Below are 14,426 nucleotides of genomic sequence, written 5' to 3'. Positions count from 1 at the left end.
AATTTTCACTCTCCCAGCAAGACATGAACATCACCCAGCAAGTAGTCATCATCATCGCCGACGACGATGTCGGCCACGCACGGCTCATTGAAAAAAACCTCAGGCGGGCTGGCCTGAGCAATGTCATCCAGCGTTACGAAAACGGCCAGGAGGTGCTCGATTTCTTCTTCCGCCGCGGTCTCGGCCCCCACCGCCAGAAAGACACCGCCTATCTTCTCATGCTGGACATCCGCATGCCGAAGGTGGACGGCGTGGAGGCGCTGCGCCAGATCAAGGAAGATGTCGCCCTCCGCAAGCTGCCGGTCATCATGCTCACCACCACCGACGATCCCCGCGAGATCGAGCGCTGCCATCTGCTCGGCTGCAACAGCTATGTCGTCAAGCCGGTGGACTACGACAGCTTCGCCGATGCCATCGCCCAGCTTGGCATGTTTGTCTCCCTCGTCAAAGTTCCTGAAATCAAGGATCAGAACTAACCCTCCTCATGGCCAGCCCGCAAACACCCGCGACCATCCTCGTGGTCGATGATGATCCTGGTATTGCCAGGCTCATCACGCGTGAATTGCAGCGGGTTGGCATTCACTCCGCCAGCGTCAGCTCCGGCGAAGAGGCCGTCGGCTGGATGAAGAACCATCACGCAGACTTGGTTTTGCTGGATCTGAAGCTGCCCGGTTTGGGCGGCAATGACCTGATTGACCGCCTGGACGGCATGCATGACCACCTGCCCTTCATCATCATCACCGGCCAGGGGGACGAGCGCGTGGCGGTGGAAATGATGAAGCGCGGCGCCCTCGATTATCTCGTCAAGGACGTCAACTTCATCACCCTCGTGCCCACCGTGGTGCAGCGCGCTCTGGCACGACTGGAGGAGAAGGCGCGTCTCACCGCCGCCGAGGAGGCTCTCAGACTCTCGCAGGAGCAGTATCATTCTTTGTTCAATACGCTGATCGAGGGCTTCTGCATTATCGAGGTGGTCTTCGACTCGCAAGCTCACCCCGTTGATTGCCGCTTCCTTGAAGTGAATCCTGCCTTTGAGGCCCAGACGGGATTGCGCAATGCCCGGGGCAGGTTCATGCGCGAACTCGTTCCAGATTATGAAGAGCATTGGTTCCAAATTTACGGAGAAATCGCCCTGACTGGCGAACCAAGACGCTTTGTCAACGAAGCCCGGGCCCTTCAGCGCTGGTTCGATGTCTCCGCTTTTCGCTTTGGCGGTCCGGACAGCCGCAAGGTCGCCATCCTTTTCAATGACGTCTCCGAAGCCAAACGTGCAGAGGATGCCCTGCGTGCGAGCGAGCGCCGCGAACGCCAGCGTGCGGCGGAGCTGGCCATCCTGCTCGATGCCGTGCCCACCCCCATCTTGATCGCCGATGATCCGGAATGCCGGCACATCAAAGGCAACCAGGCTGCGGACAAACTGCTGCACCTTCCCACCGGAGCGGAAGCTTCCCTGAGCGCCCCCCCTGCTCTGAGGCCCCGCCATCTCAAGATCTTCAAGGATGGCCGCGAACTGAGCCCCGCAGAACAGCCTGCTCAGCGCGCTGCCAAAGGCGATCCCGTCCATGGCTTTGAGTTCGACCTTGTCTTCGAGGATGGCACCAGTCGCGATATTCTGGCCTTCTCCACCCCCTTGCTCAACGAGGCAGGTCTGCCGCGAGGCTCCATCACCGCACTGATGGACATCACCGACCGCAAGCTGGCCGAGCAGGCTCTGGCGCGCTCCCACTCAGAGCTGGAACAGCGCGTGATCGAACGCACGGCGGAGCTCACCCAGGCCATCCAGTCCCTGCGCGAGTCGCGCCTCGCTGCCCTCAACCTCATGGAGGATGCCATCGCCGAACGGCAGAAAACGGAGCAGGCCCAGGCTGCCTTGCGGGACAGCGAGGCCCGCTTCCGCGGCTTCTTCGAGAACGTCGGCGTTGGCACCGTCGAGCTGGGGCCCGATGGCCGTTTCACCCGGGTCAATGACCGCTTCTGCTCCATCTCCGGCTACAGCCGCGAAGAACTCCTGGCTGGCATGTCCCCCGTCAGTCTCGCCCATCCCGAGGATGCTGCGATCAGCCGGGAGAGGGTGCAAAACGTTTTGCGCGGTGAGTTGTCCTCTTATGAAACGGAGCGTCGCTGCGTCCGCAAAGATGGGACCGTGATCTGGGTCAGTGGAACGGCCAGCACCATCCACAATGACGACGGCAGCATACGCAGCATCGTGGGCATCGCGGAGGACATCACCGGCCGCAAACAAACCGAGCAGGCCCTCCTCGCCAGCGAGGAACGCCTGCGCCTGTTCATCAAACACACACCCGCCCCCGTCGTGATGTTTGACCGCGACATGCGCTACCTCTCCGTCAGCGACCGCTGGGCCTGGGATTTCCGCCTCGACGTCGGAGACCTCACCGGCAGGTCGCATTATGAAGTCTTTCCTGAGATCCCGGAACGCGTGAAGCAGATTCACCAGCGCTGCCTGGCCGGTGCCACGGAAAGCTGCGAGCGTGACCCGTTCCCCCGTGCCGATGGCACCCTCGACTGGGTCAAATGGGTGTGCCGCCCCTGGTATGATGCGAAGGGCGAAATCGGAGGCCTCATCATCTTTGCCGAAATCATCAATGACCGGGTGCGCGCAGAAGATGAGATCATGAAGGCGCGCCGCTTCGCCGAATCCACGCTGGAGGCCATACCCGCAAGCATTGTCGTGCTCGATTGCGACGGCAAAATCATCAGCACCAATGAGGCATGGACCGCCTTTGCCAAAGCCAACGGCGCTGCCATCAATGTCGGCGGCGTGGGCAGCAACTACCTGGCCGTCTGTGACGCCGCCGCAGGGGACGGTGAAGAGGATGCGTCACGTTTCGCCGCGGGCATCCGTGAGGTCATGAGCGGTGCATCCACGCGCTTCAGCCTGGAATACGCCTGCCATTCGCCCACCCAGCAGCGCTGGTTTGTCGGCTACGTCACCCCCTTCGCAGGCAATGGCCCGCATTCCGTCGTCATCGCCCATGTGGATGTCAGCGAGCGCAAACGCGCCGAGCAGGTGATCCGCCGGCTCAATGAGGAGCTGGAGAAACGCGTGGAAGAACGCACCCTGCAGCTTCAGCAGACCAATGCCGAACTTAAGCAGCAGATTGCCGCGCGCAAAAAGCTCGAAAAAGAAATCCTCCACATCAGCGAACATGAAAAGCAGCGCATCGGCCAGGATTTGCACGATGATCTGGGCCAGCAGCTCGCGGGCATCTGGCTGCTCTGCGACCTGCTGCAGGCCAGCTTGATCAAGAAGCAGTCACCCGAGTCTGAAGACGCCGGAAAAATCACCGGCTTGCTCAAGGAGGCCCTGGCTCTGACCCGCTCGCTCGCTCGCGGTCTTCACCCCGTGGCGGTGCAGTCAGGCGGGCTCGTCGCCGCGCTGGATGAGCTGGCCGCGCGCACCAGCCAGATGTTCCGCATCAAATGCCGTAGCAAGTGCCCCCCTTCCATTGAGATGGACAACACCACCGCCACCCATCTCTACCGCATCGCCCAGGAAGCCGTGACCAACGCCGTCAAGCATGGTCTGGCCAAGGAGATCGACATCGAGCTCTCCACCAATCCCCTCCACACCGTGCTTTCCATTCACGACAAGGGCAATGGCAGGGGCATCACCGAACTCGAACCCAAACGCCAGGGCATGGGCCTGCGCATCATGAAGTACCGCGCCGACATGATTGGCGGCGTTCTCGACATCCAGCGCAATCAATCCGGCCTCGGCACCACCGTGGTCTGCACCATTCCCACTCCTCAAGCTTCACCCAAAACCAGCCATGACTAAAAAAGCCTCCAGCACATCGGCCAAAAAAGTGTTCATCGTCGATGACCACCCCGTGTTCCGTGATGGCCTCGTCCGCATCGCCGCAGCCATTCCCGGTGTCGTTGTCTGTGGTGAAGCCGACAACGCCCGCGACGCCTTTGACTCCATATCAAAGCTCAATCCCGATCTCGTCCTCATGGACATCAATCTCCCCGGCAAAAGCGGCCTTGAGCTTCTGCAGGACGTCCATGCCATACGGCCTGAACTTCCCGTGCTCGTCATCTCCATGCATGACGAACAGCTCTATGCCGAGCGTGTGCTGCGTGCCGGCGGGCGCGGCTACATCATGAAACAGGAAGGCCCCGAGAAGATGCGCGAGGCCATCACCAAAGTTCTCAACGGCCAGGTCTATGCCAGCGAGAGCACCGCCTCCGCCATCCTCGACGCCCTCTCCCGCCCCCGCTCCTCCGCCAGCACCTCCACCGTGGGAAAACTCACCGACCGCGAACTCGAAATCCTCCGCCTCACCGGCCAGGGCAAGGACAACCGCGCCATCGCCCAGGAACTCCACATCAGCCTCAAAACCGTGGACACTCATCGCGGCCACATCAAGGAAAAGCTCGGCCTCAAAAACGGCACCGAACTCATCCACTACGCCGTCCGCTGGGTCGGTGAACAAGTCTGAACCGCCGAAGCCCTGATCTTGCCGAATCCGACACACGCCAAGGCCTGAATGTCCGCCGCCAAACTCTGCCACCAGCCCGCGATCGCCTCAGCCATTGGCTTAGAAGCACCGGGAGGGTCTCCTCATTGTGCGCTGCAGAACACCTTCTAGCATCGGGCATATGAGCACTCATGAGCACCTCCAGCAGCAGGAAGCTGCAAACGAAGCCGCGCTCAGGCAGCGGCTCCTGCGTGAGATTGCCGGCATCTCCCCTCCCCCTCCCGCAATACCAGCCCCCGCCGCCACGACCGAAGCCGAGGAGGGCAACTGCCATCCCTTCCGTGATCTGAACGTGACCAACCTCGCACGCCATGTGGACTGGCTTTTCCTCCACAGGTGGCTTGAGGGAACCAATCCCTGCAAAAAGCCGCAGAAGCAGCCGGCCAGTGAGCGCCCAGGCACTGGCGCCGCCCAATGAGGGGCGGCAGGCCTTCACCTCACGCTCATGCAGCCATGAGCAGCCGTCCTGACGCAACCCGTTGCGTACATCTGCACCACCGTGCAGCACGAAGCTCCCCCGGACGGGCGTCTGAGACCAGCTCAGCCATTTGCTGAGAAACGCAGAGCGACTCTGCTAATTGCCGGGATTTGCATGCCTCGTCATTCTCAGGTCATGCAACACACCGCATCTCCTCCCGCACCACGCAAACTAATCGTCCAGGCATCCCGGCCCGCCTTCTCCGTCGTCGCCATTCACGACGGCTTCTTCGCCAACATCCGCATCATGGAGGCCTTGGAGTGGCTGAAATACACCCTGTGTCCTGATCTGCAGGTTTGCCCGGTCACCTGGAGCTTTGACAAACTGGAAAGGCATGACGTGCGCACCACCTCCGTGCGTGCAGCAGCAGCGGCGGATCTGCTCATCGTCTCCGCCGCAGATGATGCGAGTCTCCCCGGCCACATCGTGCAGTGGTTTGAGGCGATTCCCAAACAGAGGCGGGACACCCGCCCGATCCTCGTTGCCCTGCATGAAGAGGACTATGAGTTCACCGGCAATGCGGGGCCGGTGTGCTCCCACCTGAAAGACGTCGCGGACAAGTGGCAGACAGAATTCATGTCCAATGCGGATTTTGATCAGCGCCTGGACCGCAACTTTGCCACGCAGCTCCTCTCCCGCAAAAGCCCGGTTGCCGTTTATCGGGCAAAGCCCTTCGGCGGGGAATTCCAGTCCGCCCCCCGCTTCTGGGGCATCAACGGCTGAAGCCCGATTTTTCCATCCAACAGCAACCCACACCTATGAACTCCATGCCTCCACACCGCCCTGAACACCGCTACGAAGAGATCAGCCTGCTCGCCTATCACCTCTGGCAGCAAGCCCACTGCCCTCCTGGCGAAGATCTGAAATTCTGGCTGCAAGCAGAGCAGCAGCTTTTCGGCAAGCGTGAACCGAAGTCCGCCGCCGGACAGAAAGCCCCGGCCAGTCAAAAGGCGGCGGGGAACGGAAAGACCGCGACCAAGCGTGCCGCCTCAGCCGCTGGCAAAGCCCCGGCGAAGAGCCAGCCCAAGGCCGGCAAACAGCAGGCCAGAGCCCAATGAATCTCCAGTGCGGCCTGCACCCGGCGGACAGGCTGCACCGGCTTTTCACTTTCCGCCGGCAGAACCACCCAAAACAAACATCATGAGTGCATTAACAACCTGGAATCCTCTCCGTGAACTTGGCAGTCTGGAAAACCGCCTGGACCGTCTCTTTGGCCTGACCTGGCCCTCCAGAAACGGCGAGAAAGAAGCCATGACCGTCGCCCAATGGACACCGCTGGTGGACATCAGCGAAGACAACAACGAATACCTCGTCAAAGCCGAGCTTCCTGAGCTGAAGAAGGAGGAAGTGAAGGTGAGCGTGGAGAACGGCGAACTCACCATCTCCGGCGAGCGCAAGAGCGAGAAGGAGGAGAAGGGCAAGAAGTTCCACCGCATCGAGCGCTCCTATGGCAGTTTCCTGCGCAGCTTCACCCTGCCCGAATCCGTCAATGGCGACAAGGTCAGCGCTGAGTTCAAAGACGGCGTGCTGAGCGTGCACCTGCCGAAGGACGAGAAGGCCAAACCCAAGAGCATCGAAGTGAAGGTGCAGTAGGCCCGCGCGAAAGAGCTAAATGATGGGGCCATGGGGCGGAGGCAGCCAGTGTCACGGTCGCCGGTTGTTTTTCCTCCGTTTAAGTCCATGCCCCATCATTTACTCCGCTGGCTTCGTGTCAGCCTCCCCCAAAAAACCTCCCACCAGAAGACTGGCTTATGGCACACAAACAAGTCACCTTTCGTGCGGCAGCACGTGAAAAAATCCTGCGCGGCGCCGCAGCTTTGGCCGATGCCGTGCGCATCACGCTTGGTCCAAAATCCAAGAGCGTGCTTATCCAGCGCAAATGGGGCAGGCCGCTCGTCTGCAACGACGGCGTGACCATTGCCAAAGAATTTGATCTGAAAGATCCCGAGGAAAACCTGGGTGCCCAGATGATCCGACAGGCGGCGGAGCGCACGGGCGAATCTGTCGGCGATGGCACCAGCACCTCCACCGTGCTGGCGCATGCCATCTATGCCGAAGGCGTGCGCAATGTCACCGCAGGAGCCTCGGCGGTGGATCTCAAGCGCGGACTTGACCGCGGACTGCGCGTGGCAGTGGAGGCTTTGCGCGGACTGTCACGCCCCGTGGCGAGCAAAAAGGAGAAGGCGCAGGTGGCCACCATCTCCGCGCACAATGATCCGGCCATGGGCGATCTTGTAGCGGATGCGATGGAGAAGGTGGGATCCGAAGGTGCGATCACCGTGGAGGAGGCGAAGACCACGGAAACCTCCGTGGATGTCGTCGAAGGCATGCAGTTCGATCATGGTTACACCTCGCCGTATTTTGTCACGAACCCGGAGAAGATGGAGGCCGTGCTCGATGAGCCGCTGATTCTGCTCACTGAGCGCAAGATCACGCACATGAAGGATCTGATCCCGCTCCTGGAAGAGCTGGCCAAGAGCGGGCGCTCCCTGCTTCTGGTGGCGGAGGATGTGGAGAGCGAGGCCCTGGCGACTCTGGTGGTCAACCGTCTGCGCGGAGTCCTCGCCTGTGTGGCGGTGAAAGCCCCCGGCTTCGGCGAACGCCGCAAAGCCATGCTGCAGGACATGGCCATCCTCACCGGTGGCAAGGTGGTCTCCGAAGAGCTGGGCATGACGCTGGAAAAAGTCACGCTGCATGATCTCGGCCGCGCCAAGCGGGTGGTCATCACCAAAGACGCCACGACCATTGTCGGTGGCGAGGGCCGCAAAGAGGCGATCAAAGGGCGCTGCAATGAACTGCGTGCGCAGATCAAGGCCACGACCTCCGATCACGACCGCGAGAAGCTGGAAGAGCGCCTGGCCAAGCTCAGCGGCGGCGTCGCGGTGGTGCGCGTGGGCGCTCCATCGGAGTCGGAGATGAAGGCGCGCAAGGACGCCTTTGATGACGCCATCAGTTCCACAAAGGCCGCCATCGCCGAAGGCATCGTGCCCGGCGGCGGGCTGGCCTTGCTGCGCACCATCGATGCCGTGGAACGTGAAGCCGTGGCGGCGGAAGGCGATGAGCGCACCGGCCTGCTCATCCTCAAACGCGCCCTTGAGGCACCGGCACGCCAGATCGCTGAAAACTCCGCCGCTGATGACGGCGTGGTGGTCAGCAAAATGCGCGAGGGCACGGGCAACTACGGTTTCGATGCCTCATGCGGTGTGTATGTGGACCTGGTGCAAGCCGGCATCATCGACCCCACCAAGGTGGTGCGCATCGCGTTGGAGAACGCCGTTTCCGTCGCCAGCGTTCTGCTGCTGACCGAAGCCACCATGACCGAACTGCCGGAGCCGAAGGAAAACCACGAAGCGTCCATGACGCCCGGAATGGAATAAACTCATGCAAGCCTCATCCCAACATCCCACTTCACCGCAGGTGCCGCAGCACTGGGCCTGGCACTACCAGCGGCTGCAGTCGTTCCGCGATCACCTGCTGGACACCCACGCCATCCAGATCGCGGAAGTGTCTGGTCCGCTGGAGCAAAACAGCATGGACACCGCCGACACCGCCACGGATGAGTTCGACCACGACCTCGCCCTGGGGCTGCTTTCTCAGGAGCAGGATGCGCTTTATGAGGTGGAGGCCGCCATCCGCCGGATTCTGGACGGCAGCTACGGCATCTGCGAAGAGACGGGAAGACCCATTCCTGCCGCCCGACTGCGCGCCGTGCCATGGACACGCTTCACGCGGGAAGTGGAGGAACGCTTGGAGCAGGAAGGCAGCAACCCGGCCGGATGAGCCGTCTCAACCGAAACTTCTCATATGAAAACCGCCCCTCGGATTTCTAAAAAAGTGATGCCCACCACGGTGAAGATCCCAACGGGGTATGTGGAGCTCAAAGGAGAGCTGGAAGTTCCAGCCAATGCGCCCGGGGTGGTGCTCTTTGTGCACGGCAGCGGCAGCAGCCGGCACAGCCCGCGCAATCAATTCGTGGCCAGGATCATTCGTGAGGCAGGCCTCGGCACACTGCTGTTTGATCTGCTGACGCAAAAGGAGGAGCAGCAGGACGCGAACACCAGCACGCTGCGCTTTGACATCGACCTGCTGACGCAGAGGCTCGTCAGTGTGACGCGCTGGCTTGCGGAGCAGCCGGAAACGCGAGGCTTGAAGCTGGGCTACTTTGGGGCCAGCACCGGCGGGGCAGCCGCGCTGATGGCGGCGGCGCAACTCGGCGACCAAATTGCCGCCGTGGTCTCGCGCGGCGGACGTCCTGATCTCGCAGGCAGCGCCCTTCCCCAGGTATGCTCGCCGACGCTTCTGATTGTCGGCGGCTATGATGAAATGGTTCTCTGCCTGAACAGCGAAGCCTATGGAAAGCTGCACTGTGAAAAAGAATTTCGCGTCGTGCCCTGCGCCACGCATCTCTTTGAAGAACCGGGCAAGCTGGAGCAGGTGGCGCAGATGAGCGCGAATTGGTTCAAACGTCACATGGACATTTCTGACGACTGGAGCATCGCCGCATGAAGCCGCTTGTTTTTAACAACCGTGTGCATGCCGGCCAGATGCTGGCCGAAGCACTCATGAAGCATGCCAACCGCGAGGACGTGATCGTCCTCGGCCTGCCACGCGGTGGCGTGCCCGTGGCCTATGAGGTGGCGCGCAAACTGCATGCACCGCTGGATGTGCTGGTGGTGCGCAAGCTGGGTGTACCCGGGTATGAAGAACTCGCCATGGGAGCCATTGCCAGCGGTGGTGTGCAGGTGGTCGATCATGACATGATGCGTGCGCTGGGCATTCCGCGCGCAGCGCTTGAAGCCGAGGCCACAGCTCAGCTGAAGGAGCTGAACCGCCGTGAAATGGCCTATCGCGGACACACCGGCGCGCCGGAAGTCGCGGGCAGAACGGTCTTTCTGATCGATGACGGCATTGCCACCGGCTCCACGATTCGGGCCGCAGTGCTGGCCCTGCGGCAGCAGCATCCGAAGGAGATCATCATCGCCGTACCGGTGGCCGCGCCTGACTCATGCGCGGCATTGAATCCTCTGGTGGATGATCTGGTGGTGCTCACGATGCCGGAGGATTTTGGGGGTGTCAGCCGCTGGTATGAAGACTTCTCCCAAACCACCGATGATGAAGTCAGACTGGTGCTGGCACAGGCGGCGTGCCATGAAACGCAAGCTGTGTCCGGGCCATGAATGAACCGCTCGTCGCCTATTTTACGATGGAGATCGCCCTGGACTCCGCCATGCCGACGTATGCAGGGGGGCTGGGAGTGCTGGCAGGTGACACGGTGCGCTCTGCTGCGGAGCTGAAGGTGCCCATGGTGGCCGTCACCCTGCTGCACCGGAAGGGGTATTTTAATCAGAAACTGGATGCCAGCGGCTGGCAGCGTGAGGAGCCCTGCGACTGGGACATCGGCGGCCATCTGGAGGAACAGGCGCCGCGTGTCAGCGTGTGCATCGAAGGCCGAACCGTGCATCTGCGCGCGTGGAAGTATGAAGTCCGGGCACCGGGCGGCGTCAGCGTGCCGGTGTTCTTCCTCGACACGGATCTCCCGGAAAATTCAGCCTGGGATCGCACGCTCACCCATTTTTTGTACGGGGGAGACGCCCTCTACCGCATCTGCCAGGAAGTGGTGCTCGGCATCGGCGGTGTGCGCATGCTGCGTGCGCTGGGCTGCAAGGCGCTGACCCGTTATCATATGAACGAAGGCCACGCCGCGCTGCTGGGGCTGGAATTGCTCGATGAATGCGCGCGCAATGCCGGCCGCCCCACCTTCAATCATGAGGATGTGGAAACGGTGCGCCGCCAGTGTGTCTTCACCACGCACACGCCGGTGGCCTCCGGCCATGATCAATTCGGGCTGGATCTCGTGACCCGTGTGCTGGGGCGTGCAGAAGTCACGGAGATGAAGGAGATTTTCTGCTGCGGGGGTGCGTTGAACATGACCTTCCTGGCGCTGAATCTCAGCCACTATGTCAATGGAGTGGCAAAGAAGCATGCAGAGACATCGCAGCTGATGTTCAGCCACTACAAGATTGATTCCATCACCAATGGCGTGCATGCGGCCTCGTGGACCTCACCGCCGTTTCAGGCGCTGTTTGACCGCCACATCCCCGGATGGCGCGCTGACAATTTCAGTCTGCGCTTTGCCCACAGCCTTCCACTGACGGAAATCTGGGAGGCGCATCTGGTGGCCAAGCAGCAGCTGCTGGATCGTGTGCGCCATGACACAGGCGTGGTGCTTGACTTGAAAAAGCTCACCCTGGGTTTTGCACGCCGTGCCACGGCTTACAAGCGCAGCGACCTGCTGGTGAGCGATGTGCAACGCCTCAGGCAGATCGCCGCCAGCGCAGGGCCGCTGCAAATCATCTACGGTGGCAAGGCGCATCCCAATGACTTTCAAGGCAAGGAGGCCATCCAACGGATCATCCGGGTCAAGGAAGGCCTCAATCAAAACATCCAGATGGTGTATCTGCCCAACTATGATCTTGAGCTGGGCAAGCTCATGACCGCAGGCGTGGATGTGTGGCTGAACACGCCGCAGCCGCCGATGGAAGCCTCCGGCACCAGCGGCATGAAGGCGGCGCTCAATGGCGTGCCCAGCCTGAGCATTCTGGATGGCTGGTGGATCGAGGGCTGGATCGAAGGCGAGACGGGCTGGGCGATTGGCGAAAACTGCGCCATGGAGATCAGTCATCCCGACCGCAATGCGTGCGATGCCGCCGCCCTGTATGACAAACTCGAGCACGTGGTGCTGCCGCTTTTCTACCATGACCGTGACCGCTTCACGGATGTGATGCGCCACTGCATCTCGCTCAACGGCTCCTTCTTCAACACTCAGCGCATGGTCTCCCAATACGTCATCAAGGCCTACTTTGAGTGACCTCGGCATCTCCTCCGTCACACCATGATTCATTCGACGCCACCCCTCAACAAGCGCCCCATCGAACCACGTCTCGCGGTTCGTTATCACGAGCTGCTGCGCAGGCATCCGCCACCAGCGGACCTGCCCTTCACCGAGGAGTTTGCCATAGCACTTGCCGCAGACGCCGCACATTGGAAAGCCTCGGATTTGCACATCGAGCCGGGAGCCGAGGCAACACGAATTCGCATGCGGATGGACGGCCAGCTGCATGATGTGGCCTTGGTGCCGCGCCCATCAGGACAGCACCTTGTCACCTACTTCAAAGTGCTGGCGCAAATGGACACGTCAGCCCTGTCACGTGCGGAGCACGGTCATGCCCGCATGGAGGCCAACGGCATTCTGCTGGATCTGCGCATCACAGCCGTGCCCACTCCAAGCGGCGAGATGCTGGGCATCCGACTGCTTGATGGCCTGCGGCCGGTGCTGCGCCTGGAAGAGACCGGCATGTCCGAGGGAGATCAATCCCACCTGCGCCACTGGCTGGCCCAGATCCAGGGCATGATGCTGGTCTGCGGACCGGTGGGAGCCGGAAAAACCACCACGCTGTACGCCATGCTGCGTGAACTGCAGCAGCAGCCGCGCAGCATCGTGACCCTGGAAGATCCGGTGGAATGCAGCCTGGATGGCATCACACAAATCGAGGTGAATGAAAAACGCGGACTGACATTTTCAGACGCCCTCCGGGCCATGCTGCGGATCGACCCGGACTACCTGCTGCTCGGTGAAGTCCGTGATCAGGAGAGCGCGCATGCAGCCATCACTGCGGCGGGCAGCGGGCAGGCGCTGCTTTCCACCCTGCATGCACGAGATGCCGTGGGCGCGGTGACCGCGCTGCGAAACTATGGCGTGAAAAACTGGGAGATTTGCGCGGCGCTGGAAGTCGTGGTCTCGCAGCGACTCGTCCGCCGCCTGTGCTCACGCTGCCGCGCCGTGACGGAAATCACCGAAACCGAGAAGGAGTGGTTCAGCGCGCAGGGAGCGGCCGCCCCCGCACTGCTGTGGAAACCCGTGGGCTGTGATGCCTGCGCCGGCACCGGGTTCGAAGGCCGTGCAGGCATCTTCGAAGTCTGGCGGCTGAACGCAGAAGCGCGCACTCTCATCCTGCACGGAGCCGACGAGCCGGCTCTTCAAGAGCACGTCGTGGCATCCGGCACCCGGGTTTTGCTGGCGGATGCGATTGAAAAGGTTGCCGCCGGTCTGACCACGCTGTCTGAAATCCGACCGCTGCATGCGCAGACACCTGTGCCCTCCCCTGCCTGCTGACACGGAGGATTGCAGCCTTGCATGGTGCTGCGTGGGGAATGGCAGGCATGACCTCATGCCTTCTTTCATGGCATGCGCCAGACCCTGAGGGCTCCTCATCCAGCGCCTGAGAAACATAGAGAACTCCTGCTCATTGTGGGGTGGAACCCGCCCGGCAGTTTGGCCATCGAGCCACCGGTTTGCTTCGGACTGCCTCGAACAAAATCACTGACACCGCCAATACATGAACTCCCCTCTCAAGCTTCTTCTAGTCGGTGACGTCATGCTGGGCCGTCTGGTCAATGAACGGCTGTTCACCCAGCCGCCGGAATATCCCTGGGGCGACACCCTGCCGCTCTTCCACGGGGCGGACTGGCGCGCGTGCAATCTGGAGTGCGTCATCACGGACCACGGCTCTCCCTGGGGGCGCTCGCCCAAGCTCTATCACTTCAAGACGGATGCAAAAAACATCGCGGTGCTGCAGGCGGCGCGGATCAATGCCGTCTCATTGGCGAACAACCATGCGCTCGACTTCAACCATCGCGGCATGGTGGAAATGCTGAAGCTGCTGGATGGCGCCCACGTCTCCCACAGTGGAGCCGGTTTGAACCGCAAGGAGGCCTCGCAGCTCGTCATCAGTGAAGTGCGTGGCCTCCGCATCGGCTTCCTTTCCTTCACGGACAACGAGCCTGCATGGGAGGCAGGCGAAGAGCATCCCGGCATTTTTTATGTGCCGGTGGAATCGCATGGGGAGCGGATCGCGGAACTGCTCAACAAGGTGCATCAGGCGCGCAAGGAGGTGGATGTTCTCATCGTGGCCGCCCACTGGGGCGGCAACTGGGGCGCGCACCCGCCAGCGCTGCATACCACGCTGGCCCATGGGCTCATACGTGCGGGTGCGGATGTGATCTTCGGCCATTCCGCGCATGTCGCCCGTGGCGTTGAGGTTTTTGAAGGCGGGCTGATCCTGTATTCCACGGGCGATTTTGTGGATGACTACGCGGTCAATCCCATCGAGCACAACGACCGCTCCTGGGTCTTTGAGATCACGGTGGAGGACAAGCGGGTCACCCATCTGCAGCTTTACCCCACCGTCATCCGGGAGTGCCAGGCACGCCGTGCAGCACCGAACGAGGCCACGATCATGTTCACCGCCATGCAGGAGCTTTGCTCTTCTTTCGGCACGAATGCCACGGTAGCCCCAGCTTTTGACCGCCTGGTCATTGATGTCCTCCAGCATGCGGGAATCAACCGCGAGCCCCTGAAGGAAGCCCAGTGAAAAATTCCACCCACA

At 61.4% G+C, this 14,426-nt stretch carries 14 protein-coding genes; all 14 read left to right on the top strand.

The window, feature by feature from the left end; translation table 11 throughout:
• Nucleotides 1-23: 23 nt before the first annotated feature.
• The 14 genes from AC24GY_RS24720 (at nucleotide 24) to AC24GY_RS24655 (ending at nucleotide 14,411) form a co-directional block, all read left to right on the top strand.
• Nucleotides 24-476: a response regulator gene (locus tag AC24GY_RS24720; RefSeq protein WP_487688409.1), complete on the top strand. Its 453-nt coding sequence runs from the start codon at nucleotides 24-26 to the stop codon at nucleotides 474-476.
• An 8-nt stretch (nucleotides 477-484) separates the two neighbouring features.
• On the top strand, nucleotides 485-3,799 hold the full coding sequence (locus AC24GY_RS24715) for a sensor histidine kinase (RefSeq protein WP_487688406.1): 3,315 nt from the start codon (nucleotides 485-487) through the stop codon (nucleotides 3,797-3,799).
• Nucleotides 3,792-4,463, top strand: coding sequence for a response regulator (locus AC24GY_RS24710; RefSeq protein ID WP_487688403.1), 672 nt, complete (start codon nucleotides 3,792-3,794; stop codon nucleotides 4,461-4,463). Before AC24GY_RS24715 ends, AC24GY_RS24710 begins: the two co-directional genes overlap by 8 nt.
• Nucleotides 4,464-4,623: 160 nt before the next feature.
• Complete coding sequence (locus tag AC24GY_RS24705; protein ID WP_487688401.1) at nucleotides 4,624-4,920, top strand: hypothetical protein; 297 nt, start codon at nucleotides 4,624-4,626, stop codon at nucleotides 4,918-4,920.
• A 195-nt stretch (nucleotides 4,921-5,115) separates the two neighbouring features.
• The gene (locus AC24GY_RS24700; protein ID WP_487688398.1) at nucleotides 5,116-5,703 is read left to right on the top strand and encodes a hypothetical protein; all 588 of its coding nucleotides are present in this window, start codon (nucleotides 5,116-5,118) and stop codon (nucleotides 5,701-5,703) included.
• Between the two features lie 44 nt (nucleotides 5,704-5,747).
• Nucleotides 5,748-6,038, top strand: coding sequence for a DUF2934 domain-containing protein (locus AC24GY_RS24695; RefSeq protein WP_422316535.1), 291 nt, complete (start codon nucleotides 5,748-5,750; stop codon nucleotides 6,036-6,038).
• A gap of 82 nt (nucleotides 6,039-6,120) precedes the next feature.
• A complete protein-coding gene (locus AC24GY_RS24690) occupies nucleotides 6,121-6,573 on the top strand; it encodes an Hsp20/alpha crystallin family protein (RefSeq protein WP_487688394.1) in 453 nt (150 codons plus the stop codon).
• 158 nt (nucleotides 6,574-6,731) lie between these two features.
• Nucleotides 6,732-8,357, top strand: coding sequence for a chaperonin GroEL (gene groL / locus AC24GY_RS24685; protein ID WP_487688392.1), 1,626 nt, complete (start codon nucleotides 6,732-6,734; stop codon nucleotides 8,355-8,357).
• A gap of 4 nt (nucleotides 8,358-8,361) precedes the next feature.
• Entirely contained in the window at nucleotides 8,362-8,760 is a 399-nt protein-coding gene (locus AC24GY_RS24680; protein ID WP_422316542.1) for a TraR/DksA family transcriptional regulator, read from the top strand.
• A gap of 24 nt (nucleotides 8,761-8,784) precedes the next feature.
• The gene (locus tag AC24GY_RS24675; RefSeq protein ID WP_487688390.1) at nucleotides 8,785-9,486 is read left to right on the top strand and encodes a dienelactone hydrolase family protein; all 702 of its coding nucleotides are present in this window, start codon (nucleotides 8,785-8,787) and stop codon (nucleotides 9,484-9,486) included.
• Nucleotides 9,483-10,157: a phosphoribosyltransferase gene (locus AC24GY_RS24670; protein ID WP_487688387.1), complete on the top strand. Its 675-nt coding sequence runs from the start codon at nucleotides 9,483-9,485 to the stop codon at nucleotides 10,155-10,157. The genes AC24GY_RS24675 and AC24GY_RS24670 overlap by 4 nt, the downstream gene beginning before the upstream one ends.
• Nucleotides 10,154-11,848 carry an alpha-glucan family phosphorylase gene (gene glgP, locus AC24GY_RS24665; protein WP_487688384.1) on the top strand — a complete coding sequence of 565 codons (1,695 nt, stop codon included), beginning with the start codon at nucleotides 10,154-10,156 and terminating at the stop codon, nucleotides 11,846-11,848. Before AC24GY_RS24670 ends, glgP begins: the two co-directional genes overlap by 4 nt.
• Nucleotides 11,849-11,872: 24 nt before the next feature.
• Nucleotides 11,873-13,153, top strand: coding sequence for a GspE/PulE family protein (locus AC24GY_RS24660; protein ID WP_487688382.1), 1,281 nt, complete (start codon nucleotides 11,873-11,875; stop codon nucleotides 13,151-13,153).
• A 223-nt stretch (nucleotides 13,154-13,376) separates the two neighbouring features.
• Nucleotides 13,377-14,411, top strand: coding sequence for a CapA family protein (locus AC24GY_RS24655; RefSeq protein WP_487688379.1), 1,035 nt, complete (start codon nucleotides 13,377-13,379; stop codon nucleotides 14,409-14,411).
• The last annotated feature ends 15 nt before the right edge of the window (nucleotides 14,412-14,426 follow it).

Source organism: Prosthecobacter sp. Pr1, assembly GCF_057652315.1.
The sequence above is the reverse complement of the archived record's forward strand: the minus strand, read 5'-3'. Positions and strand labels throughout refer to the sequence as shown.

Bases quoted from the DNA above. Each gene is read 5' to 3' on its own strand.
- AC24GY_RS24710 (WP_487688403.1), top strand. From the start codon at position 3,792: ATGACTAAAAAAGCCTCCAGCACATCGGCCAAAAAAGTGTTCATCGTC.
- AC24GY_RS24655 (WP_487688379.1), top strand. From the start codon at position 13,377: ATGAACTCCCCTCTCAAGCTTCTTCTAGTCGGTGACGTCATGCTGGGC.
- AC24GY_RS24700 (WP_487688398.1), top strand. From the start codon at position 5,116: ATGCAACACACCGCATCTCCTCCCGCACCACGCAAACTAATCGTCCAG.
- AC24GY_RS24695 (WP_422316535.1), top strand. From the start codon at position 5,748: ATGCCTCCACACCGCCCTGAACACCGCTACGAAGAGATCAGCCTGCTC.
- glgP (WP_487688384.1), top strand. From the start codon at position 10,154: ATGAATGAACCGCTCGTCGCCTATTTTACGATGGAGATCGCCCTGGAC.
- AC24GY_RS24715 (WP_487688406.1), top strand. From the start codon at position 485: ATGGCCAGCCCGCAAACACCCGCGACCATCCTCGTGGTCGATGATGAT.
- groL (WP_487688392.1), top strand. From the start codon at position 6,732: ATGGCACACAAACAAGTCACCTTTCGTGCGGCAGCACGTGAAAAAATC.
- AC24GY_RS24675 (WP_487688390.1), top strand. From the start codon at position 8,785: ATGAAAACCGCCCCTCGGATTTCTAAAAAAGTGATGCCCACCACGGTG.
- AC24GY_RS24670 (WP_487688387.1), top strand. From the start codon at position 9,483: ATGAAGCCGCTTGTTTTTAACAACCGTGTGCATGCCGGCCAGATGCTG.
- AC24GY_RS24660 (WP_487688382.1), top strand. From the start codon at position 11,873: ATGATTCATTCGACGCCACCCCTCAACAAGCGCCCCATCGAACCACGT.
- AC24GY_RS24680 (WP_422316542.1), top strand. From the start codon at position 8,362: ATGCAAGCCTCATCCCAACATCCCACTTCACCGCAGGTGCCGCAGCAC.
- AC24GY_RS24705 (WP_487688401.1), top strand. From the start codon at position 4,624: ATGAGCACTCATGAGCACCTCCAGCAGCAGGAAGCTGCAAACGAAGCC.
- AC24GY_RS24690 (WP_487688394.1), top strand. From the start codon at position 6,121: ATGAGTGCATTAACAACCTGGAATCCTCTCCGTGAACTTGGCAGTCTG.
- AC24GY_RS24720 (WP_487688409.1), top strand. From the start codon at position 24: ATGAACATCACCCAGCAAGTAGTCATCATCATCGCCGACGACGATGTC.